This window comes from Vibrio sp. OY15, from assembly GCF_000742455.1.
Taxonomy (GTDB): Bacteria; Pseudomonadota; Gammaproteobacteria; order Enterobacterales; family Vibrionaceae; genus Vibrio; species Vibrio alginolyticus.
The window spans coordinates 253,755-276,285 of sequence record NZ_JPIL01000006.1 but is presented as its reverse complement, the minus strand read 5'-3'; the positions used below and the strand labels follow the sequence as shown (position 1 = coordinate 276,285).

20 protein-coding genes and 1 riboswitch are annotated in these 22,531 nt (G+C 46.0%); of the genes, 9 read left to right on the top strand and 11 right to left on the bottom strand.

All coding sequences use genetic code 11. The annotated features are described in order from the left end of the window. Positions 1 to 152 precede the first annotated feature (152 nt). Entirely contained in the window at positions 153 to 2,732 is a 2,580-nt protein-coding gene (locus IJ23_RS08460) for a TRAP transporter permease (RefSeq protein ID WP_017820274.1), read from the top strand. Positions 2,733 to 2,777: 45 nt separating this feature from the next. Beyond that, positions 2,778 to 3,215, top strand: a complete 438-nt coding sequence (locus IJ23_RS08455; protein WP_005379654.1) for a universal stress protein — start codon at positions 2,778 to 2,780, stop codon at positions 3,213 to 3,215. Positions 3,216 to 3,278: 63 nt separating this feature from the next. Here IJ23_RS08455 and IJ23_RS08450 read toward each other — a convergent pair whose 3' ends face one another. Further along, positions 3,279 to 4,355 carry an alkene reductase gene (locus tag IJ23_RS08450; protein ID WP_025768366.1) on the bottom strand — a complete coding sequence of 359 codons (1,077 nt, stop codon included), beginning with the start codon at positions 4,353 to 4,355 and terminating at the stop codon, positions 3,279 to 3,281. A gap of 92 nt (positions 4,356 to 4,447) precedes the next feature. On the opposite strand from IJ23_RS08450, the gene IJ23_RS08445 reads away from it, so the two are divergent. Further along, positions 4,448 to 5,395: a LysR family transcriptional regulator gene (locus tag IJ23_RS08445; protein WP_005379650.1), complete on the top strand. Its 948-nt coding sequence runs from the start codon at positions 4,448 to 4,450 to the stop codon at positions 5,393 to 5,395. Between the two features lie 18 nt (positions 5,396 to 5,413). On the opposite strand, the gene thiQ is transcribed toward IJ23_RS08445, so the two are convergent. The 5 genes from thiQ to mpl form a co-directional block, all read right to left on the bottom strand. Next, complete coding sequence (thiQ, locus tag IJ23_RS08440) at positions 5,414 to 6,118, bottom strand: thiamine ABC transporter ATP-binding protein (protein WP_005379648.1); 705 nt, start codon at positions 6,116 to 6,118, stop codon at positions 5,414 to 5,416. Next, the gene (gene thiP / locus IJ23_RS08435; protein ID WP_081886408.1) at positions 6,118 to 7,704 is read right to left on the bottom strand and encodes a thiamine/thiamine pyrophosphate ABC transporter permease ThiP; all 1,587 of its coding nucleotides are present in this window, start codon (positions 7,702 to 7,704) and stop codon (positions 6,118 to 6,120) included. The genes thiQ and thiP overlap by 1 nt, the downstream gene beginning before the upstream one ends. Positions 7,705 to 7,745: 41 nt before the next feature. After that, positions 7,746 to 8,738, bottom strand: coding sequence for a thiamine ABC transporter substrate binding subunit (thiB, locus tag IJ23_RS08430; protein ID WP_033906023.1), 993 nt, complete (start codon positions 8,736 to 8,738; stop codon positions 7,746 to 7,748). A 72-nt stretch (positions 8,739 to 8,810) separates the two neighbouring features. Further along, positions 8,811 to 8,947: riboswitch (TPP riboswitch) on the bottom strand. Between the two features lie 37 nt (positions 8,948 to 8,984). Next, on the bottom strand, positions 8,985 to 9,623 hold the full coding sequence (locus IJ23_RS08425) for a flavin prenyltransferase UbiX (RefSeq protein WP_033906022.1): 639 nt from the start codon (positions 9,621 to 9,623) through the stop codon (positions 8,985 to 8,987). 5 nt (positions 9,624 to 9,628) lie between these two features. Further along, positions 9,629 to 10,987 (bottom strand): UDP-N-acetylmuramate:L-alanyl-gamma-D-glutamyl-meso-diaminopimelate ligase, encoded by a 1,359-nt coding sequence (mpl, locus tag IJ23_RS08420; RefSeq protein WP_033906021.1) that lies wholly within the window; start codon positions 10,985 to 10,987, stop codon positions 9,629 to 9,631. Between the two features lie 312 nt (positions 10,988 to 11,299). Between mpl and fbp the strand changes: the two genes are divergently transcribed. Beyond that, positions 11,300 to 12,316, top strand: a complete 1,017-nt coding sequence (gene fbp, locus IJ23_RS08415; RefSeq protein WP_005383114.1) for a class 1 fructose-bisphosphatase — start codon at positions 11,300 to 11,302, stop codon at positions 12,314 to 12,316. Positions 12,317 to 12,443: 127 nt separating this feature from the next. After that, a complete protein-coding gene (gene ppa, locus IJ23_RS08410) occupies positions 12,444 to 12,974 on the top strand; it encodes an inorganic diphosphatase (RefSeq protein ID WP_005379635.1) in 531 nt (176 codons plus the stop codon). 73 nt (positions 12,975 to 13,047) lie between these two features. Here the strand turns inward: ppa and IJ23_RS08405 are convergent, their stop codons facing one another. Genes IJ23_RS08405 through tamA form a run of 4 tightly spaced genes read right to left on the bottom strand, consistent with a single transcriptional unit; the run spans position 13,048 to position 19,325 of the window. After that, positions 13,048 to 13,410 carry a DUF2799 domain-containing protein gene (locus tag IJ23_RS08405; protein ID WP_025768360.1) on the bottom strand — a complete coding sequence of 121 codons (363 nt, stop codon included), beginning with the start codon at positions 13,408 to 13,410 and terminating at the stop codon, positions 13,048 to 13,050. A gap of 49 nt (positions 13,411 to 13,459) precedes the next feature. After that, complete coding sequence (locus tag IJ23_RS08400) at positions 13,460 to 13,807, bottom strand: gamma-glutamylcyclotransferase family protein (RefSeq protein WP_033906019.1); 348 nt, start codon at positions 13,805 to 13,807, stop codon at positions 13,460 to 13,462. Positions 13,808 to 13,851: 44 nt separating this feature from the next. Then, the gene (gene tamB, locus IJ23_RS08395) at positions 13,852 to 17,616 is read right to left on the bottom strand and encodes an autotransporter assembly complex protein TamB (protein ID WP_033906018.1); all 3,765 of its coding nucleotides are present in this window, start codon (positions 17,614 to 17,616) and stop codon (positions 13,852 to 13,854) included. Further along, on the bottom strand, positions 17,613 to 19,325 hold the full coding sequence (tamA, locus tag IJ23_RS08390) for an autotransporter assembly complex protein TamA (protein ID WP_005383121.1): 1,713 nt from the start codon (positions 19,323 to 19,325) through the stop codon (positions 17,613 to 17,615). The genes tamB and tamA overlap by 4 nt, the downstream gene beginning before the upstream one ends. Positions 19,326 to 19,492: 167 nt before the next feature. Here tamA and msrA point away from each other — a divergent pair, with 167 nt between their 5' ends. Further along, entirely contained in the window at positions 19,493 to 20,131 is a 639-nt protein-coding gene (msrA, locus tag IJ23_RS08385; RefSeq protein WP_005379620.1) for a peptide-methionine (S)-S-oxide reductase MsrA, read from the top strand. Between the two features lie 70 nt (positions 20,132 to 20,201). Here the strand turns inward: msrA and IJ23_RS08380 are convergent, their stop codons facing one another. After that, on the bottom strand, positions 20,202 to 20,402 hold the full coding sequence (locus IJ23_RS08380) for a DUF1107 domain-containing protein (protein WP_005379612.1): 201 nt from the start codon (positions 20,400 to 20,402) through the stop codon (positions 20,202 to 20,204). A gap of 215 nt (positions 20,403 to 20,617) precedes the next feature. Here IJ23_RS08380 and IJ23_RS08375 point away from each other — a divergent pair, with 215 nt between their 5' ends. The 3 genes from IJ23_RS08375 (at position 20,618) to zrgA (ending at position 22,484) form a co-directional block, all read left to right on the top strand. Next, a complete protein-coding gene (locus tag IJ23_RS08375; RefSeq protein WP_005383122.1) occupies positions 20,618 to 21,169 on the top strand; it encodes a YtfJ family protein in 552 nt (183 codons plus the stop codon). A gap of 227 nt (positions 21,170 to 21,396) precedes the next feature. Next, positions 21,397 to 21,696, top strand: coding sequence for a DUF2607 family protein (locus IJ23_RS24075; protein WP_080996158.1), 300 nt, complete (start codon positions 21,397 to 21,399; stop codon positions 21,694 to 21,696). Positions 21,697 to 21,830: 134 nt separating this feature from the next. Further along, on the top strand, positions 21,831 to 22,484 hold the full coding sequence (gene zrgA / locus IJ23_RS08370; protein ID WP_033906016.1) for a zinc uptake protein ZrgA: 654 nt from the start codon (positions 21,831 to 21,833) through the stop codon (positions 22,482 to 22,484). Positions 22,485 to 22,531: the final 47 nt, after the last annotated feature.

Below are 22,531 nucleotides of genomic sequence, written 5' to 3'. Positions count from 1 at the left end.
CGCCGCCTAACAGAGTATCCAACAATCAACACTTTGAGTTCAGGCAGCAAAATACTCGAAAGCAAACTTCGCTCCATTCACTACACTGATAGAGGCGAAGTGTGGTTCTCGATAAAAATCAGACAGGACCATCAATAATAAGGAAAAAGTACATGGCGACGAATCAAGCTCCGTCACAAGATGTGCAAGAAATGGTGGCTCAGGCAGACACAGGTGCACGTAGCCCTTCGGGAATGCAAGGACGAATCCTTTGGTTTGTTCCTCTGTGTTGGTCACTATTTCAATTATGGTACGCATCCCCGTTACCATTTATTTTCAATTTTGGCGTACTGAACGACACGGAAGCGCGATCTATCCACCTTACTTTCGCGATCTTTTTGGCTTTCACTGCTTATCCAGCGATGAAGAATTCTCCTCGCGATCATATCCCTCTTGTTGATTGGATACTCGCGTTGGCTGGCAGCTTTTCAGCAGCCTATATATACCTTTTTTATACCGAGCTAGCAGGACGCTCAGGCGCACCGACAACGGTTGATATCGTTGTTGCTGTTATCGGTATGCTCCTCCTTTTAGAAGCAACACGCCGAGCACTTGGTCCACCATTAATGGTCGTGGCTGCTGTTTTCCTTACTTACACCTTTGCAGGCCCTTACATGCCTGACGTTATCGCGCACAAAGGGGCAAGCTTGAACAAGGCCATGTCTCACTTGTGGCTAACAACTGAAGGCGTATTTGGGGTTGCGCTAGGTGTTTCTACCTCTTTTGTCTTCTTGTTTGTATTGTTTGGAGCAATGCTGGAACGCGCTGGTGCTGGTGCTTACTTCATTAAAGTTGCCTTCTCGTTACTTGGCCATATGAAAGGTGGTCCAGCTAAAGCGGCCGTTGTTGCATCAGGTTTATCTGGTCTGGTTTCTGGTTCTTCAATCGCAAACGTAGTAACAACTGGCACCTTTACGATTCCACTGATGAAGCGTGTTGGCTTTCCCGGCACAAAAGCGGGTGCGGTAGAGGTAGCGGCTTCAACCAATGGTCAGTTAACACCGCCAATCATGGGTGCAGCAGCATTTTTGATGGTGGAATACGTCGGTATCTCCTACGTTGAGGTGATTAAAGCCGCCCTACTTCCAGCGCTAATCTCTTATATTGCTTTAATTTACATTGTTCACCTTGAAGCGTGTAAAGCAGGCATGACAGGGCTTCCTCGTCGCCACAACCCAACACTCGTACAAAGTCTGCTGTCCTTTACTGGCACAATCTTAGGATTGTGTGTGATCAGCGCATTGGTTTACTACGGAGTGGGTTGGACAAAGGACGTCTTTGGTGATGCCGCGACACCAATTGTTACCGTCGCACTATTAATCGCGTACGTTGGGTTGGTGAAAGTCTCAGCAAATCACGTGCAAGATGGCGCAATTGAGATTGATGCAGAATTAACAGAAGTACCTGATCCTGGCCCAACCGTTAAGTCAGGCTTGCACTACCTACTCCCTATCGTCGTATTGGTTTGGTGTTTGACTGTCGAACGTTTCTCACCTGGCCTTTCGGCATTCTGGGCAACGGTGTTCATGATTTTCATTTTGCTGACTCAACGTCCGTTGATTGCACTGCTGTCAAAGCAAGGTGACATGCTTCAGCAAACCAAAGATGGCTTTGTCGATCTTGCCGAGAGCTTAGTTTCTGGTGCGCGCAATATGATTGGTATCGGCGTTGCAACCGCGGCAGCGGGCACCGTTGTTGGTGTTGTTACACTAACGGGTATCGGCCTAGTGATGACCGACTTCGTCGAGTTTATCTCTGGTGGCAGCATCATTCTTATGCTGCTGTTTACCGCCATCATTAGCTTGGTTCTGGGTATGGGTCTGCCAACCACGGCGAACTACATCGTGGTCTCTACGCTAATGGCGCCGGTTATTGTTACGCTCGGCGCGGCGCATGGCTTGATTATTCCGTTGATAGCGGTGCACTTGTTCGTTTTCTACTTTGGTATTTTGGCCGACGATACCCCACCTGTAGGCCTTGCGGCTTTTGCAGCAGCAGCAATTGCGAAATCAGATCCAATTCGTACTGGTATCCAAGGTTTTACTTACGATATTCGAACCGCTATTTTGCCGTTCATGTTTGTGTTCAATACCCAGCTATTGTTAATGGGGATCGACTCTTGGTGGCATTTGGCACTCACGGTCATCTCATCGATCATTGCAATGCTGATTTTCTCTGCGGCAACTCAAGGGTGGTGGTTCACGCGTAACAAGTGGTGGGAAACAGTCCTATTATTAGTACTGACGTTTTCGTTTTTCCGTCCAGGTTTTTGGTGGGACATGCTGTACCCAGCGAAAGTTCTTTCTCCTGGCGTTGAGGTAGCTCAAATCACGGAAACACTAAATGTAGGAGAATCATTGGAGTTACGTGTTGCCGGTGAAAACCTTGAGGGCGACTACATTGAGAAAACGGTTCGTCTTCCATTCGAAGACAGTGCGACAACAGCAGACGCACGTATTTCATCTATGGGTCTGATGCTGACCGAAAGTGACAACAAAATGATTGTCGATATGGTTGAATTTGGTAGTCCAGCAGAGTCCGCAGGTATCGACTTTGATTGGGAAATCAAGTGGGTTATCCAGGATGCAGACCGTCCGATGAAAGAGTGGGTGTTTGTACCATGCTTAATGATTTTGCTGGTGCTTGCAATGAACCAAAAACGTCGTGCTCGTAAGGAACAATTGAGCGCATAACCGATTTGGCCCCGAGGATAAAGGAGCCTTAATGAGAGACATTGAATGTACAAACAAATTCTTGTTCCGGTTGATCTAAATGACCAAGGCTTTTCAGACCGAGCGGTTGAACTAGCGGTTTGGCAGGCAAAGCAAGCAAATGCTCAAATCCATCTTCTGACGGTACTACCTGGTATTCACATGTCGATGGTTGCCACATACTTTCCGAAAGATGCTGCGGCCAAAATGAAGCAAGACGTGAAGCAGCAACTAAAAACTTTCGCTAATGAGCATATTGCTGAAGATGTGGTTTACCAAGTGCATGTTGCTGAAGGCAAGGCCTACGCGACCATTCTTGATTATGCAGAACGCTTAGGCGCTGATCTCATCATTATGCCAAGTCACAAGCGCTCTAAAATCAATAAAGTAATGCTTGGCTCCGTCGCGAGTAAGGTTGTGGAATATTCTCCAATCAATGTGATGGTCGTAAAACCGCAAGGCTAAGTAAATACAAAAACGAAAAAGGACGCTAACATTAGCGTCCTTTTTATATTAAACAAGTAAGGGTTATGCCATCACTGGGTAATCGGTATAACCTTCTGCTCCACCCAAATAAAAGTGTTCTGGTTTCGCCTCATTAAGAGGTGCATTTTTCTTAAATCGCTCGACTAAATCTGGGTTTGCGATAAAGGGAACGCCAAATGCGACCACATCAACTTTGTTTTCTGCAATTGCTGTTGCCGCTTCTTGTGCACTGTAGCCCACGTTCGCCATTAAGTGACCTTGATAGTTTTCGCGTGCTGGCTTGAGAACATCTGCTTTTTGTACGCCTTTCAGATCCGCACGCATCACGTGCCAATAAGCAAGATCGAAAGAATTAAGTTGCTCTGCTAAGTAACGCACCAAGCCAACTGGATCACTGTCTTTCATGTCATTAAATCCATTTAGCGGAGATGTACGTAGACCGACTCTTCCAGGTCCCCACACCTCAACGACTTCTTTCACTATCTCAAGTAAAAATCGAGCACGATTTTCAACCGAACCACCGTATTCATCGGTACGTAAATTTGAACCGTCACGAAGGAAGTTATCAATAAGATAACCATTGGCGCCATGTATCTCGACCCCATCAAAGCCTGCTTTCTTGGCGTTTTCTGCACCTTGTTTAAACGCCGCAACAATGGAAGCTATCTCATCCACTTCGAGTGCTCGTGGTACCGTATATGCTTGCTTACCCGAAGGGGTATGGACTAATTCATCACGAATGGCCAATGCGCTCGCCGCTACAGGTGTTTTTCCTTCATTCAGATCAGGATGACAAGCTCGTCCCGCATGCCAAATTTGCAGTACAATCTTACCGCCTCTCTCATGAACCGCATCCGTTACCTTTTTCCAAGCTGCGATTTGCTCTTCGTTGTAAATACCCGGCTCTGCCATGAAAGCAGACGTACCTTCCATCACCATGGTGCATTCAGCAATGATAAGTCCGGCACTCGCACGTTGAGCGTAGTATTCAACCATAAGGTCATTAGGAATATGGTCTGCGCCAGCACGAGCTCGCGTTAAAGGCGCCATAATGGCACGGTTATCTAATGCTAATTGACCGAGTTCGATAGGAGAAAATAAGTCTACAGAGTTGGACATGTTGTTTACCTCAAATGACAATAACTTGATGGCTAAGGATGAGGTGCCAGACTATAATCAGATTAATATTGAAACAATATGGATAATTGAAAGTGATTGTTCGCAATTTAGAAACAATTGACTTTAGAACGCTTTCTATCTTTGTCACAAGCTGTCGACTACTGAGCTTAACCAAGTGCGCGCTGGAGTTAAACCTACCGAAATCTACTGTTAGTAAAGCCATAACCAAACTCGAACAACACTTTGAAGCCAAACTCCTAGAGCGCACAACCCGAAAGTTAGTGATCACCGAAGCTGGCCAAATGGTTTTAGAGCGTGCTGCAAGCTTAGTTGAGGAATTCCACTCAATTGGCCATGACGTACAGGAGATGGAACAACAGATCCAAGGCCGGCTGCGTATTTCCGCGCCACCAGCGTTGGATGCGTATATGGCGGAACACATCTTTTTGCCATTTTTAAAACAATGGCCAAAAGTACAAATTGCGTTAGAAGCATCGAACGATTTTGTTGATCTCTTTTCACACGGCTTTGATATGGCAATTCGAGTCGGTCAGATAGTTGATGATCGATTGATCGCAAAAAAATTAGGCTATACCACTCGAGTTCTGGCTGCTAGCCCTGAGTATTTAGCTGAGTTCGGCGTACCTGAAACGCCAGAAGACCTGACAAAACACAACTGTTTGAGGTATCAATATGTTTCAGAAATAGGGCCTTGGACGCTGATCTCACACGATAATACCGTCAATGTTTCAATAACCAGTAACTTCTCAAGTACAACTGTAGAAGCAATATTGAAAGGCGCACTTAAAGGACTAGGCATCGCTAACTTACCTGTGCAGAACATGACGCAAGAGCTAGAAAGTGGCACCTTAGTCAGAGTGTTACCGCAATGGCACACGGTACCAATGCCTATTTATTTAGTCTATCGTCCTGGAGCAAACCGCCCACGGCGTGTACAAGCAATGATTGACCATATCATGAGCTTAAGATCTCAATTTGAATTTGGCCCTCGGCATGGTTTGTGTTGCGGAGAAGCATAACCTAGCAACTATCAGGCACTAGCATGCTGCTCGGATAAATGCCGCAAGCTTCTCACTAGCATGCTGTTCACTCAATGCAGACATATCACCCGCGGCTTCCACTTTACCATCTGCCACAAACACAAAGTGGCTGGCAATCGCTTTGGCATCGCTTAAATGGTGCGTGACCATCAATACAGTTATTCCCCGCTCTGCTGCGAGTTTTTTTACCAAGCTCAGCATCTCTTCACGCAACACCGGATCAAGCGCCGAGAACGGCTCATCCAATAGCCACATGGGATGAGGCTGAACAAAACAACGCGCTAAGGCAACACGTTGACGCTGGCCACCAGAAAGATGCTCTGGCAAACGGTCGAGGTACTCTGCAACACCAACTTGCTGCGCGGCTTGTTCAATCTGACGATTTTGGTCCACCGTAAGCTTTAGCCCTGGGTGTAAGCCCAAACCGATGTTGTCACGCACCGATAAGTGAGCAAACAAATTGTGCTCTTGGAACAACATAGAGAACGGACGCAGATAAGGCTCTTTACGAACAATGGACTCACCATCAACACAAATATCACCACGGTCAGGATGGATAAATCCTGCCACCAACGCCAGCAAGGTTGACTTCCCTGCCCCACTTGGTCCCATCAGCGACACAATCTGTCCTTGCTCAATCGTTAAGTCAAAACGAAACAGTTCACGTTGGTAGGTGTACTGCACATCATCCAACACTAACATTACGCTCTCTCCTTCGTTTTCAATACTTTCTCAATCAAGGCAAAACAGCCCACACTCAACAACAATAGGGTCACCGATACCACCGCAGCCGCGTCCATCTGATAGCTGCCAAGCAGCTGGAATAAATACAGAGGTAAAGTGCGGAACTCTTGTCCGCCAAACAACGCAATAGCACTTAAATCGCCAATCGCAAACATAAAGCTGATCGCAAACGCATGTGCAAACGGCTTGCGTAGCGCCTGCCACTCCACCACTTTAAACCGTTGCCAGCCACGCATGCCTAAGCTGGCACATACATACAGATACTGTTGTTCAATGTGCAGCATTGGCTGCGCTAGCGTTTTGATCACGTAAGGCAAAGCCATCAAACCGTTCACCAAAATCACGACAAAAAATGCCAAGCTAAAAACATCGGTAAATGCGCGCAGTAGTAAGAATAAACCGGTGCTGATCACCAGACCTGGAGTCACCAAAATAACGGTGCCGATTAACTCAATCTGATCGGCTCGCGTGTTTTTGTACTGCAACCGCCAACGGCGACTGGTCAATAGTATGGACACCCCTGCAGCGACCGCAAGCGCGCTAGCGACACAGGCGACTTTGAGGGAGTTCAATAGCGCAGACCAAAAACGCTCATCGGTTAATACTGTCCAAACTTGTTGGTTGATGCCACTCAGTAACACCATCAATAACGGCGGTATTACCAGTAAAAAGGCACCTATGATCCAAAAGCTATCCCAAGCTTTTGACCACCCATGATCCTTCGTTAAATATTGCTGTACCGATGTGCTTCCAGCACTGATAGAAACAGGCCTTGTTAACTTCTGCACTCCAATAGCAAGCAGTCCACATAACAGCATCTGCCACAGCGCCAATAACGCCCCAGCTTGTAAATCAAAATCAAACTTAATCGCTTGGTAAATGGCCAATTCAATGGTGGTGGATTTTGGCCCGCCCCCCAACGCCATTACAGTGGCAAAACTGGTAAAGCACAACATAAACACCAACCCACAAACGTGGGGAAGCTGCTGCCTTAAACGCGGCCATTCTACCCAGCGAAACTTATCCCAATGGCTCATCCCAAGATGCGCGCAAAGCTTATGCTGCTCGGCAGGAATAGACTCCAAGGCTTGCAGAAGCAATCGTGCCGCGTAAGGTAAATTAAAGAACACATGGGCGAGTAAAATGCCGTTCAAACCGTAAATAGAGAATGGCAGTTTAGTGTCGAAACTTTGCAACCACTGCGCCAACAAACCACTGTTGCCATAAATCGCTAACAGCCCAAAAACACCAACCAAAACCGGCAAAACCAGTGTCGATGCAAACAGCTTAAGCAGTAACGATTTACCAATAAATTGGCGACGCGAAAGTGCGTGCGCTACTGGAATGGCAAAGCCAACACTGAGCAATGTGGAAAGAAACGCTTGGTAGAAACTGAACTTGGTGACATGTTGATAGTACGGGTCGCCCCATACCACAGACACATCAAGTGAAGGGGCTTGAACAATCAAAGCACCTAGGGCAGAAATAACAAAGGTCGCGATGATCATCGCGACCCCTAAACCTATTTTTGGAACAGAATTCAAAGGTAAAACCTATCTCATTCAGATGAGGATGGAAACGTCAGCTAAAACGTCAATGCGCTTTGCCATTCGCGAATCCAAGACTTACGCATTTTTGCCACTTCATCAGCACTAAAGCTCAACGACTTGCTTGGAACACTCAAAGTTTCAAAACCTTTAGGTAACTCAACGTCAGTGACTGGGTACATCCAGTTACCCGTTGGCATCGCCGATTGGAACTCATCACTTAAAATGAAACTCATAAATTGATCAGCAAGTTCTGAATTTTTTGCCCCTTTCACTTTGGCGGCTACTTCAACTTGCATGTAGTGGCCTTCAGCAAAATTCGCCGTAGCAAACTTCGAATCGTTTTCCGCAATTAAGTGGTACGCAGGTGAAGTGGTGTAAGAAAGCACTAAATCGGACTCACCATTGAGGAACATAGAATACGCCTCAGACCAACCTTTCGTGACCGTTACGGTTTTGCTCGCTAGCTTCTGCCACGCTTGCGTCACATCGTCGCCATAAATAGATTTCATCCATAGCATTAAGCCTTGGCCCGGCGTTGAAGTCCGCGGATCTTGGTAAATCACTTTCAGATCGTCGCGCGTTTCCACCAGCTCTTTCATGCTTTTCGGCGGATTAGCCAGTTTCTCTTTGTTGTACACAAATGCGAAGTAGCCGTAATCGTACGGTACAAACGTCGTGTCGCTCCAGCCGTTTGGTAACACTGTGTTGGCCGTATCCACATTGTGCTCGGCAAGCAGACCGGTTTTCTTCGCTTCTGCCATCAGATTGTTATCCAAACCTAATACGATGTCCGCTTTGCTATTACCGCCTTCAAGACGAAGACGATTCAGAATCGACACACCATCGTCCAACGCTACGAAGTTAACGTCACAGCCACATTTTGCTTCAAAAGTTTGCTCGATTTTAGGACCCGGGCCCCAATCTGCGGCAAAAGAATCGTAGGTATAGATGGTTAATGTGTTTTCAGCGGCAAACGCTGAAGTAGAGGTGATTGCAGCTAGGGCAATCAGATTTAAAGTGGGTTTCACTGCTCGCTCTCCATGAGTATTTCAGAGAAATAAGTTGAGCGGCACAGGGTTTGAGGCGGCTATTAAGGACTTCCAATATCCAGACTCAATTCCTACGCCAGCATTATCTGGTTCAGGTAATACGGGTCCCTAGTTAAACACTTAGGTCTCAGCGCCCCAATGCATTGATTGACTCAATGCTAAATGGGTTTGCTCCCCGATGAGTTGGATGGATTGTAAAGGTATTTGAGTGGTTACACAATCAGCTCACGAGCGCTGGTCATAACCCCAACGAGGCACCAAACCTTGCTCAATACCTAAGTGGTCGAGAATTCTCGCCACCATAAAATCCACTAAGTCTTCAATGCTCTTTGGCTGATGATAGAAGCCCGGAGCCGCTGGCATGATGGTGACGCCCATTTGCGACAGTTTGTGCATGTTCTCCAGATGCAGCGTTGAGAATGGTGTTTCGCGAACCACGAGCAACAGCTGCCCGCGCTCTTTCATTACTACATCAGCGGCCCGTTCGATCAAGTTGTCCGACATACCGTGTGCTATGGCCGCAACGCTTCCCGCAGAGCATGGGCAAACCACCATTTGCTTTGGTGCAGCAGAACCAGACGCAACCGGTGAGAACCAGTCATCTTTACCGCAAACGGTGATGTTATCGGGATTGCAGTTCAGGTGCTCTACCAATGCTTGCTGCGCCGCTTCTGGGCCACTTGGTAGCTTAAGATTATGCTCGGTTGCCATCACAACACGAGCTGCCGAAGAAATCAGAACGTAGACATGATAATCCGCCGCAACCAAGCATTCTAAAAGACGAAGGCCGTAGGGAGCACCAGAAGCACCCGTTAATGCCAACGTGATGGCTTTTTTATGAGAGGGTTGTGTTTTGTTTTGCATATCAATCAGGCTTTTTGTTTTAACTGCTCAAGAAGTTTTCCGTGAATACCACCAAAGCCACCGTTGCTCATGACTAGAATTTGGTCACCTGGTCGCGCACGTTCGACGATCTTGGCTACAAAGTTATCTATATCCGCATCGACAAACGCTGGCTGTGTGCATTGGTCGGCAATGTCTTGCACAGACCACTCGATATTATCTGGCTGGAACAAGAAGACTTCATCTGCACTGTGTAGTGACTCTGCAAGTGTGTTTTTGTGTACACCTCGCTTCATGGTGGCAGAACGCGGCTCCAACACAGCAAGGATGCGTTTTTCACCTACCTTGTTACGCAAACCACCGACAGTAAGTTCAATTGCCGTTGGGTGATGCGCAAAATCATCGTAAACCGTCACACCTTGTTCTTCACCTTTCAGCTCTAAACGGCGCTTGGTATTGATGAAACGCCCTAATGCCTGGCAAGCAAGATCCGGAGTGACTCCAACATGTCGTGCAGCAGCGATTGCCATCAGCGCATTATCCACATTGTGGTCACCCACCAAATTCCATTCGACGGTACCAACCTTCTCACCTTGCAACGCAACGTCAAATTTTGAGCCATCAAGCACTAATTTGTGCGCTTGCCAGTCACCATTCTCACCAGAGAACTGTTTTTCAGTCCAGCAGCCACGCTCTAATACATCCGCTAACGCCTGATCTTTTCTCGGCGCTAAGATCAATCCATTGCCCGGTACAGTTCGCACTAAATGATGGAATTGGCGCTTGATCGCTTCTAGATCATCGAAGATATCAGCATGATCAAACTCAAGATTGTTCATGATTAAAGTGCGAGGATGGTAATGCACAAACTTAGAACGCTTATCGAAAAAAGCACTGTCATATTCGTCGGCTTCAACGACAAAAAACATGCTTTCACCCAAACGAGCAGACACTCCGAAGTTACCGAGTACCCCACCGACTAAGAAACCCGGTTGATAACCACAATCTTCAAGTATCCAAGCAAGCATGCTCGACGTGGTCGTTTTCCCATGTGTACCCGATACCGCCAATACCCAACGATCATGCAGCAAAAACTCGTTGAGCCACTGCGGGCCAGAGGTGTAACGCATGTTAGTGTTGAGCACATGCTCGACACAAGGGTTGCCACGGCTCATCGCATTACCAATCACCACAAGATCTGGTTGAGGGTCGAGTTGAGACGGGTCAAAGCCTTCAATAATTTCAATACCTTGAGACTCAAGCAGTGTGCTCATTGGCGGATAAACGTTGGCATCAGAACCAGTGACTTTATGTCCTAATTGGCGCGCTAGAATCGCTGCGCCGCCCATAAATGTGCCACAGATACCCAAGATATGAATGTGCATAAACTAAACCTTGTAATGCGTTTTTTAATGCTTTCATTATCGCGATTACCGCCTGAAAAGCGAGTGACTTTAGCCTTCTTCTTGCAGTCCCTTTCACAAATATGACAAGGTTGAACACAGACTGTACAACCTCTTGCTTACTGATGAATCCCTCAAACAAGTCTACAAATAAATTGAGATCTCAAACAGTTACTTCATTACCATTAAAAAGATCTGCGACTTAAACTTACATCCAGCGCAATCGTTTAACATCCATAAAGAGATGCTCACTTGCGCACTACCCCCAATGAAATGAAAATGTAAGGATTAACCATGTCAGGACTGCGCACCCTAGGCGAGTTCATTGTCGAAAAACAAGCGGATTTCCCCCACGCTAGCGGTGATCTATCATCCCTTTTAGCCTCCATTCGTTTAGCTGCAAAAATCGTTAACCGCGAAATCAACGCAGCGGGTCTCGGTGATATCACTGGTGCTGTAGGCACGGAAAATGTCCAAGGTGAAGATCAGCAAAAGCTCGATGTTTACGCGAACGATAAGTTCAAAGCCGCGCTTGAAGCTCGTGATCAAGTGTGTGGCGTTGCCAGTGAAGAAGAAGACGAAGCAGTTGCGTTCAATAAAGAACTCAACCAAAACGCCAAATATGTAGTACTGATGGACCCACTTGATGGTTCTTCTAACATCGATGTGAACGTCTCTGTTGGTACTATCTTCTCGATTTACCGTCGTGTTTCTCCAATCGGTACTCCACCAACTGAAGAAGACTTCCTACAACCTGGTCACAAACAAGTGGCTGCGGGCTACGTAATTTACGGCTCCTCCACCATGTTGGTATACACAACTGGTAACGGCGTAAACGGCTTTACTTACGACCCATCTATCGGCAGCTTCTGTCTTTCTCATGAAAACATGATGATTCCTGATGATGGTAAGATCTACTCCATCAACGAAGGTAATTACATTCGTTTCCCTCAAGGGGTGAAGAAGTACATCAAGTACTGCCAAGAAAACGTGCCAGAAGACGGTCGCCCATACACTTCTCGCTACATTGGCTCGCTGGTTGCTGATTTCCACCGCAACCTACTGAAAGGTGGTATCTACCTTTACCCAAGCACACAAAGCCACCCACAAGGCAAGCTACGCCTGCTTTACGAATGTAACCCTATGGCATTCCTCATTGAGCAAGCTGGCGGCATTGCATCGGACGGCGTGAATCGCATTATGGACATCAAGCCTACTGAGTTGCACCAGCGTGTACCTTTCTTTGTGGGTTCGAAGAACATGGTTCGCAAAGTTGAAGAGTTCCTTGAACTGCACCGCGACGAAGAATAATTTCAGACCTTTGTCCAACGCGGCAGGTGTTTACCTGCCGCGTTTTTGTCGCTAAAGTGAAACGCGAATTTATCATCAGATGAAGCCGCTTTTGTGTGACTCATCGTTAATGAAAAGGAATATTCTAATGAGCTTAAACCATGTACCAGCAGGCAAGTCGCTGCCTGAAGATATCTATGTCGTTATCGAAATTCCTGCAAATGCAGATCCAATCAAGTACGAAGTAGATAAAGACTCTGGTGCTGTATTTGTCGACCGTTTCATGTCTGCACCAATGTTCTACCCATGCAACTATGGCTACGTGAACAATACCCTGTCTCTTGATGGCGACCCAGTCGACGTATTGGTACCAACACCATACCCACTCATGCCAGGTTCAGTCATTCGCTGCCGTCCTGTTGGCGTTTTGAAGATGACAGATGAATCGGGTGAAGATGCAAAAGTGTTTGCGGTTCCCCACTCAAAAATCTCGAAAGAGTACGAGCACATCCAAGATGTGGACGATATCCCAGAACTACTGAAAGCGCAGATCACGCAATTCTTTGAGCGTTACAAAGAGCTTGAAGCAGGCAAATGGGTGAAAGTGGATGGGTGGGCAGATGTTGCTGCCGCTAAAGCTGAGATCCTAGAATCTTACGAGCGCGCTCAGAAAAAATAAGCATCACTGCTGATACAAAACTAAAAAGAGCTGCTCTAGGGCAGCTCTTTTGCTTTCATCTTACCTGTGTCAACTAGATAGGTGCGCCTGCTGAAGACATTCGTCCAGCGTCGTAGTCATGTTGAAAGAAGGGGTCAACATCATCACAAATGCCAAAATACGGACGCCCGATAACACCGAGCATATAAGCACTTTGCTCACAATACTCTTGTTTACCTTGCTGGTAACCCGCTTGATAAGCCATTATCAGTTCTGGCGTCGCATGGTTAACATCATCCAGCTTCGCAATTCGCTCCTCAGATAACTCCCGTAATCCATCTAAAGCTGACTGCTTACCAAACACTTGCCAATCGGTCACATTATTCGAAGTCGGTAGTGTTGTTTGTGCGCATGCAGCAAGAAGCAACGCCATTACTCCAATTACGAATGTTTTCATCGTGACTCCTTAGTGTTTAGCTCGTTGCTATTGATAATGTCAGTATAGCTCACACCTTTTGACACCAATCTCCGGAAGCGATTTCTTCAGTTAATTGCTCAGTATCTTGATATAAGTAGATCCAAGCTTGGCCAAACGGCGTAACGATGCTCTCTCGGCGATATTCCACTGGCACATCTTCTAACCTATCTAGCTCGGATAAGGTTTCATCATCAATCAGATACACTTCACCTTGAATCGAGCGTTGCCCATCAGACAACGCTGGATAAGGGCCTAAGTCATACATTGCAAATTGAGCATCCGTTTCATGTAAACCAAGAAACTGCGCCGAGCGCAAATACTGATGGTTGTACTCTCCCTTGCGTAACGTGCCGTAGACAAAAATCAAATGCTGCATAACCACTCCTTAGTCATGACTGTGTATGCTTAGGTTAAAGCACTTTAATCGAACTCAAACTGATAGAGTAGGTCAACGGCGCTATCTACACCTGATACCGCTTCTAAATACAAGTCTTGCATCAATCGGTAACGCACAGTGAACTCACCTAAGGAGTTAAAGATGCCGACACCATATTTCACCTGCAAACCTGGCAGAATATAACCACTCACCGTCACTTGCGAGTCATCGCCCGACCCAGCAGTGTCCAGCTGTAAATCCTGTACGCCAAAGGCTTCACCGATTTCACCAACCACACGCCCACTCTTCGCCAAGCTTAAACCAATTAAGGTAGTCGTCATTGCATTACCACCAGCTTCACCATCAATATCTTGACCACGAAGTAGATAAGAAAGTGCATTGGCTTGGTTCATCGCGGGCTCTGAGAAAATTTCTATACTCGGATCAGATGCTGGGCCCGACACTTGTACCCCCGCAATGACATCATCTTGGGTATTGTCTGGATTACGAATCGCTTTGATAGACAAGTAAGGTTGATCTGGTGGACCATTCATCAGAATCTTACCTTCTTTAATCAATAAGTCCTGACCAAACGAACGATAAGAACCGTCGACAACATTCACTTCACCAACGATGAAAGGACCTTTGTCTTTTTGTGTCACGTTTAGGTTCCCTTTCAACCCACCTTTTAAACCAAAAGCGGCAAGTTGGAAGTCATCACCAATTTTAATGTTGATGTTCGTTTCCACATCAAACGGCATCGCAGCCACATCGTCCACTGGCTGCAAGTTTTTATCGAGAATAACGGTATCACTCGATACGCCTACCGCACTTGGTGGAAGCTCTTCGACGACAATTCTGCCCCATGGCAAATTAATATCACCCTCAATTTTCGCAAGCTGAGGAGTCACATCTATTGTCATGTCAGGCTCAACTTTGATTTTTACCATTGGAGGCAAATCAACATTGAGCTCTTTAGCAAATACACGCGCTTTAGTACGCCAGTTCTGTAAGTCCTGCCAGTCGGCATCACCGGTAACGTTCAACTCACCATCCGGGGTTAGAATTCCGGCATCCAAGTCCGCTTGATGGCCTTTAAAGTTGATGACGACCTGCCCTGAGTTTATATCTATCGGTGTGACTTCACCCTGTAGCTTCATTTGGTCAATCAAGAACTGACCATTCACCTTCGGATGCATGACGTCACCTGATATCGCTAGGTCAGTATTCATGTTTGCTTTAAACAAGCTGTACTCACCAATCAACGGTGCCAAGAAATCCAAGTGGAACGTAGAGAGTGAAACCTTACCATCAATAGTGGGCTTTTCAGACGAGACATTCAGTAAAGAAACCTTACCAGACAAGTCACCGTTATCTTTCACATCAAATAGCCACTCGGCATCAAGCTTGTCTTTCGCTAATGCTGCTTTAAAGTTGAAGCTTTCCCAACCGACTTTAATTGGCTGTTCAAGCGCTTGTTCAACTTGGCCTTTTGGCATATTGACACTTAAGGTTACTTCAGGCTTTTTCTCTGGTGCCCATTTAGCAAAAGCCTGTGCATTAACCGAGCCTTGCAGCTTGGTTTCTGGCGGCAGGAATTGTTTGATTTGGTCAAAATCAAAATCATTGATGGCTAACTTCGCCTGGCCACTCTTACCGACACTAATGTCTTCGGTTAGACATACGCTCGACTCCGCTTGCAACCAACAATGCGCTTGAACGTTCGCGATCTGTTTGTCGATATTGACCTTCACCGCGGTCGATTTTTGCAACGCCCACGGGCCTTGTTGCGAGCTCAGCGTCAAGCGGCGCAGCGCCCCATCCCAAATCATTTCTGGTTTCTGCTGGAATGTCCCTTCAATTTCTAAACTGGTCGACACCAGGTCAGATACTACATCGAGCGTCAGTTGATGCAGTTTTTCATCCCCAGAGACTTCAAGGTCAGCACTATCAACTTTTATGTCGTCATAGGTAATGTTGTTCGCAATTAGGCTTATGTTCGCTTTTGGTGCTGGCAGAGGCTTCACATCACCCTTTAAGGTGATCGTTTCTACGTTCGCCTGTTGCTGCCAGTTTATCTGATTTAAAGCGAGATCAAGATTGATGTCTGGTTCTTTCAAGCTACCACGTAGTGCGACTTTACCTTGCATCTTACCTGCAAGGTCCGGAACACTTTTCGCAAAATCAGGGAAGTTAACCTCAACATCCATCAGAATTTGCTTATCGATCTTACCCTTTGCACTCAGTTGGTTCGGGCCATGAGAAAGCGCTAAACCCTGAGTGGTAAGTTGGATGTCTTCGCCTTTGCCGTTCTTATCAGACGCTTCAAGTTGCCCTTCAACATTCAGCGGATAACCTCGTAAAATGCCGTCAATGTCTAACTTAGGCAAACTGACTTGCCAACCGCCTTGTTCTGTTAACAACCCCGAAGTCGAAAGATTACCGCTGATATCCCCTTCGGCTTCTTTCCACTGCAATCCTGGTTGAATGTTCTTCAGGTTTAAGTCAGCTTGCCAGTTGATTGGCGCGGCCCAATTGGCCATGACTTTCCCAGAGAGTTCGCCCCCTAAGGTTTTCACTACAAGGCTTTCGAGGTCAATTTGCTCTAGCGTACCTTTGCCGTTTAGTGCGACATCAACGGCGGGAATATCTTTGCCCGAAGCTTTGGTTTCTAATGCGACTTCGTAGCCATCAAGTGAGCCTTTTGCCGCCAAGCTTGGTACAGAAACCTGGTAATCGCTTTGTCCAAATAGCGGCCATTGCGCCTGTACATTTTTAATCGCGACATCAAACGGCAACTGTGTTTTAAGCGGTTGAATATCACCTTTGATCTCCGCTTGTACAAGCTCAGAAAGCGTAGCATTTAGTGACAAATCACCAACCGAACCCGAGACCGAAAGCGACAGTTTTTGTCCCTTCGCATCCGCTTGCTTCACTAACGCGTCCAATTGCGCTTTGATAGGGTAATCAGAAGAAAGCGTCACTTGTGTGCTCAACTTGCCTTCCACTTCTGGCATGTCGAGCTCTAACGTTTTGACATCAACACGTTCACCGCCTGCTCTTGCAACCAAACCAAGATGATTGACGATCACTGGCGTTTCACCCGCCAGTTTGAAATTGTGAATATCAAGACGACGCGCTTCAACCGTCAGTGGAATCCATACTTCGGGTAACACAATATCTTGCGGCGTAACGTCAGTTTCTTTCGGCTCCTCGGCAGCCGCTTCAGGTTTAGCCTCACTTGGTGCTAAAGCCACATTAATGTCTTTCAACGCGGTAGGTGCGATCACCAAACGATCACCCTGCATCGACAAAGCGGTCGAGAATGTTTGCCAATCAATTTGATTGCCCAGCACATTGACATTGATGTCATTAAAGCTGACTTTATTAACAAAAATTGGCACTGGCGTACTGATAGAACGCAGTGGTGGCGTTTCCTCTTGCTCCTCGCTTGCTGGCGGTAGCTCTGGCATCTTAAAGTCAAGCCCCTGCAGTCTTAACTCATCGACACAGACCTTAGGGTCAAAGAAACAGCGGAAGTTCACTGCCAAAGCTAAACGCTCGACTTTGGCGTCGATATTCAAAGACTCATCGACAAAACTGACGTTATGCAGTTCGAAGCGAGGAAACAATGAACCCTGCACTTTTTCAATCTGCAATTGTGGTAGTGCTTTTTCGGCTCCCCACAAGGCAAATTTGAGGCCTGGGTGGGTAAATAAAACTGTCGCGACAATAATGATGAGCAACAGCAATAGACCAATCAAACTGAGCGACAGCCATTTGGTCCACTTAAACATCATTTTGATCATAGCTCAGGCCCCAATGAGAAGTGGATACGAAACTCTCGTTCTGGTTTTGCATCCAACCCCCATGCAAAATCAAAACTAACAGGGCCCACCGGAGACGCCCAGCGGATACCAACACCAGCACCTGATTTCCAATCTGGTGTTTCATTAAACGCATCACCAATATCGTAAAACGTTGCAGCCCACCAGTTTCCATAAACACGATATTGGTATTCTAATGTACTGCTAACAATGTATTTACCCCCCGTCAGGGCGCCACTCTCATCCACAGGTGAAATAGATTCATAGCCGTAACCACGAATATTATTGTCACCACCAGCGAAGAAACGCAGCGACGGTGATAGTTTTTCAAGTTCATCGGTAATATTCGCACCACCTTCTAAGCGGAACAAACCACGATGATTCTCTCCAATACCACGAATCCAAGAAGTCGAGCCAATTAAGCGGAGCACTCTAGTTTCAGAAAGCATAGCGGTATCACCATACTCAATAGTGATGCTTTGCTTGTCTCCCCACATTGGCATATTGCCCCCTCGAACCCTAGTCCGAGAAAATGTCGCACCTGGAAGTACGAAGTTGAATTCATCATCTTGTAAACCTTGCGTAAAGCTCTCGTACAAATGACGAACATAAACGGTATTATGCCAACCACCGTCTGCTAACCAATGACGCTCCACTGCAAGGTTAGACTCGATACTCTGCGTGTCACGGTTGTCTAGGTTTTTAAGCCCATATTGAACTTGATAATAATCGTTAGCGACATCTTCTAAAGGAATTTTGTAAGAAGCAGTCACGGTTTGCTCTGGCTTAGATAGGGATAAAGCAGTGTTGAAACTGTGTCCTCGGGAGCTCACCCAAGGTTTCTTCCACTTCAACGTTCCTCGAACGCCGACATCCGTTGAGTAACCAATACCCGTCTCGATCTGATTCTTAGAAGCAGGAGATAAAGACACTTTAATTGGCAAGTCTCGGCCATCATCAAGCCTATCCAATTCAGGCTCAACAAAAACTGAGGAAAACCACTCCGTATTTGATAGCTTCTGGTTAAACTCGCCCAGCTTCGAAACGTTGTATGGGTCCCCTTCTTTAAAAGGTTGTAGTGATGCGACACGGTCTTCCCAGATGTGGTTGCCAATAAAAGAAACGTCGCCAAAATTGAAACGTATTCCACTGCTGTAGTGCAAACGGACATTAGCTTCGTTCAGATCAGGGATAACCTCTAATCGACTTAGCGTAAACTCACCATTGAAGTAACCACGCTGAAGCGCCAAGTTACGAATGCCTGACTTAAGGCTGTCGTATTGGCCTTGATTCAAAACTTGGCCAACTTTGAGCGGAGAGCGCTCAATAAGTTTTGCAAATTCTTCATCGTCCTTGGCCTCTCCAGTGATGACCACATCCATGACTTTCACTTTCACTGGCAAGCCCGGCTTGATGAGCACAATTAACTCATCATTCGCTTCAGGAATAGAGTATGAAATTTTTGCATGATAATACCCAAGCGCGTTAAGCGCTTCAGTGATACTTTGATCTAATCTCGCTTGAAAACGCAGAGAAGTGGAGTAATCCTTCTCTGGAATAGATGATAGATACGCACTGACATTCTCTTCTAAAGCGCCATCAATGCCTTTCAAAGTCAAAGAAACATCGGCATAGGCACCATGAGAAAAGGCAAACAGGCCAACAATGGTGGGGAGAGCTTTTTTTATCATGCTTTTATGGCTGAATGAGGTTAAGTAAACGTAAATAATGATAACGCCAATTAGATTCTAAGTCTGTAATATTAATAGGTTTAACGCGGTCTATGTCATCACAGCATCAGATACAGACGAAATGAAAAAGTTCGCAAATTTAAGACACGTATTGAAGGACAAATACCATGCTCAACAAACAAACATTGATCAGTATAGAAGATGCCTTGCCAGGTAGAGATCAACCAATGCAGATTGACGATCATCATTTTGTAAATAAATCTAACCTAAAGGCGCCTCTTGCGTCACACCAACAGCAGATTTTGCTCGGAATGGGCTGTTTTTGGGGCGCTGAGCGCGTATTTTGGCAACTCGACGGCGTTGTATCTACTTCGGTCGGTTACGCTGGGGGGTACACACCCAATCCCACGTATGAAGAGGTCTGTACAGGTAAAACGGGTCATACAGAAGTCGTACGAGTCGTTTTCGATGAACGCGTCATCTCATTAGAAAAGCTACTGGCTGTTTTTTGGGAAAAACACGACCCAACTCAGGGAATGCGTCAAGGTAACGACTTAGGTACTCAATATCGTTCTGCAATTTACACTTATTCGACGGAGCAGCTCGAGAGCGCAGAGAAATCGAAACTCTTGTATCAGCAAGCACTGCAAGAAGAGCAGCGCGCGAACATCACCACCGAAATACAACCAGCAGGTCCGTATTACTTTGCGGAAACCTACCACCAGCAATATTTGGCGAAAAACCCTGATGGTTACTGTGGTATCGGAGGAACGGGAGTTTGCTTCCCACCAAGCCTCCAAGGATAAACCTAGCCAGCAACAAAAAGAGCGACCGATATGTTCGCTCTTTTCTAAATCTAAGTGGGTACCAAGCTAACTAAGCCGATAATGATGCTATCACTTGGTTGACTTCTTTAAAGATGGTGAGCCTTTTATGATCGTTGACGTCAGGTAGTAACACTTTGCCATTGTCGAACTGAAAACAGCCAACCCCAACAATAAAAAATTGACCTTTGAACAACGTTTTAACAAAACGGGCCACTTGTAATGGTCGATATACAGCAAACTCACGTAGCATAACTCACCTCAATTCCTTTGAGAAAACACGGATTGCTTATTTTTCCTCTGCAATCTTAATGCGCAATTTGCGACGGAACTCATTTTAGCAAATTCTAAATATAACGCAAGATTACACCACTCCATACGTTAAATAAATGTTATAAACGGTCCTACAAATTTCTAAGATCTGGATATATACTGGAAGCTTCCAAACCTCGTACGGAATATAACAATATGAAAACTAAGACTCTCCTACCTCTACTACTGGCCTTAACGCCAAGCTTGACCTTTGCACACAACTTGTCAGTGGGTAAAAGCGTTCCTCCTGTCAATGTTGCCGCTTACGGCGAGATTGTTTTACAAGGCGAAGGCGTTGCATACCAACCCTGGGCAACTCAACATATGCAAGGCAAAGTTCGTGTTATTCAAGCCATCGCAGGCCGTAGCAGTTCAAAAGAGATGAATGCCCCTTTAATGTCGGCAATAACAGCGGCAAATTTTCCACAAGAAAGCTACCAGACGACGACTATCATCAACCAAGATGATGCAATTTGGGGGACAGGCTCTTTCGTGAAGTCTTCAGCTCAAGACAGCAAAAAAGAGTTCCCATGGTCATCCATGGTTCTTGATGAAAATGGCGTAGTTGCTAATACTTGGGACCTGAAAGAAGAAAGTTCGGCCATTATTGTTCAAGACAAAACGGGCAAAGTTCTGTTTGTCAAAGAGGGCGCACTTGAGCAAGATGAGATAACAAAAGTCATTGAGCTTATTAAACAGAACATCTAGCTTCATTGAATGGCTCCTTGTTCCTGTTGTAAGGAGCTATATGAATTTGATTAGAAGCATGGGCAGTGATAACTCTGCTCTTTATAAGTGCGACACTTCCATCAGAGAGTATTACCAATATTTTTCGGCACGTATGTGTTGAGTTAAATTTTTCTGCTAGCCAACAAAAGAGTGAACTTTTATTCATTATGGGTGTTATATTATAACAGTCGGTAAGAGGAGCTCAGATGTACCACCACCAGCAAAAAATACTAAGATATTGGTATCGCACTGCTTTATTTTTCAGTGTTGCGTTGCTGATCGCTTGGAACTTTGCGGTTGTACTTCATCAAGTTGATCTGACGCCCGACCATCATACCCATCATCATTGCCAATTATTTTCTGGTGTTCAGCACGGTATAGCAAAGGTACAACCTACCCTCTCTACACCGACTTTTACGCGCGCCCAGCATCATCATGTTTTTTTGCACCTCGTGTACGGCGAAGAAGTTCTTGGCGCTGCTCGTGCCCCTCCTTATTTTGCTTAATTTCCAAACTATTCCACACTCAAAATTATTGAGTTCATTTCCGCACCTAGTGTGTCAGGGAACAATAACTTAGTGAAACTCGAATCTGAGCAATACCGCCTTTGGTTAATGCCAGTAAAATTAGGAAAAATACAATGTCATCAAAACACGTTTTAGCCCTTGCTATTGGCCTCACTTTATCGACAGCAGCGAATGCAAACGAATACCGCCAGCATGGTGCTCATGTGCATGGTCACGTCGAGTTTAATATCGCCCAAGATGGCAAAGATCTGTTAGTAGAGATCACAGCTCCTGGAGCTGATGTTGTGGGTTTCGAGCATGCTCCAGAAAACGCGCAACAAGAGCAAGCGCTTAAACAAGCCGTCGCTACACTCGAAGACAGCAACGCATTGTTCGCTATTAACTCACAAGCTGATTGTAATATTGAAGAAGCTTACGTGAGCCACAACCTAAGCGAAACTCATGAGGAACATGATCATAGTGAGCACGACCATGATGACCATGCACATCACGATCATGAAGGGCACGAACACCATGATCATAATGAACATCATGATAAACATGACCACCATGACGCTCATGATGAGGCGCACGATCATGGCGGTCACGGTGAATTTTCGGTGCAATATCGCTTCAGTTGCGAACAAGTTAATCAGCTTAGCCAAATCCAAACCGATTGGTTTAACCAATTCCCAACTACAGAGTCCATCAGCGTCAATATATTCACTGATACCATGCAATCAGCAATTAAATTAAGCAAAGATAACACCCAAATCGTAATCAAATAACACGAGTGGCGTGTAAGTACCCACTTACACGCCACAGCTTTGGTGAT

Coding starts and splice junctions, on each gene's coding strand:
- IJ23_RS08460 (WP_017820274.1), top strand. CDS start 153: ATGGCGACGAATCAAGCTCCGTCACAAGATGTGCAAGAAATGGTGGCT.
- IJ23_RS08455 (WP_005379654.1), top strand. CDS start 2,778: ATGTACAAACAAATTCTTGTTCCGGTTGATCTAAATGACCAAGGCTTT.
- IJ23_RS08450 (WP_025768366.1), bottom strand. CDS start 4,355: ATGTCCAACTCTGTAGACTTATTTTCTCCTATCGAACTCGGTCAATTA.
- thiQ (WP_005379648.1), bottom strand. CDS start 6,118: ATGTTAGTGTTGGATGATGTGCAGTACACCTACCAACGTGAACTGTTT.
- IJ23_RS08425 (WP_033906022.1), bottom strand. CDS start 9,623: ATGCAAAACAAAACACAACCCTCTCATAAAAAAGCCATCACGTTGGCA.
- mpl (WP_033906021.1), bottom strand. CDS start 10,987: ATGCACATTCATATCTTGGGTATCTGTGGCACATTTATGGGCGGCGCA.
- fbp (WP_005383114.1), top strand. CDS start 11,300: ATGTCAGGACTGCGCACCCTAGGCGAGTTCATTGTCGAAAAACAAGCG.
- ppa (WP_005379635.1), top strand. CDS start 12,444: ATGAGCTTAAACCATGTACCAGCAGGCAAGTCGCTGCCTGAAGATATC.
- IJ23_RS08405 (WP_025768360.1), bottom strand. CDS start 13,410: ATGAAAACATTCGTAATTGGAGTAATGGCGTTGCTTCTTGCTGCATGC.
- IJ23_RS08400 (WP_033906019.1), bottom strand. CDS start 13,807: ATGCAGCATTTGATTTTTGTCTACGGCACGTTACGCAAGGGAGAGTAC.
- tamB (WP_033906018.1), bottom strand. CDS start 17,616: ATGATCAAAATGATGTTTAAGTGGACCAAATGGCTGTCGCTCAGTTTG.
- tamA (WP_005383121.1), bottom strand. CDS start 19,325: ATGATAAAAAAAGCTCTCCCCACCATTGTTGGCCTGTTTGCCTTTTCT.
- msrA (WP_005379620.1), top strand. CDS start 19,493: ATGCTCAACAAACAAACATTGATCAGTATAGAAGATGCCTTGCCAGGT.
- IJ23_RS08380 (WP_005379612.1), bottom strand. CDS start 20,402: ATGCTACGTGAGTTTGCTGTATATCGACCATTACAAGTGGCCCGTTTT.
- IJ23_RS08375 (WP_005383122.1), top strand. CDS start 20,618: ATGAAAACTAAGACTCTCCTACCTCTACTACTGGCCTTAACGCCAAGC.
- IJ23_RS24075 (WP_080996158.1), top strand. CDS start 21,397: ATGTACCACCACCAGCAAAAAATACTAAGATATTGGTATCGCACTGCT.
- zrgA (WP_033906016.1), top strand. CDS start 21,831: ATGTCATCAAAACACGTTTTAGCCCTTGCTATTGGCCTCACTTTATCG.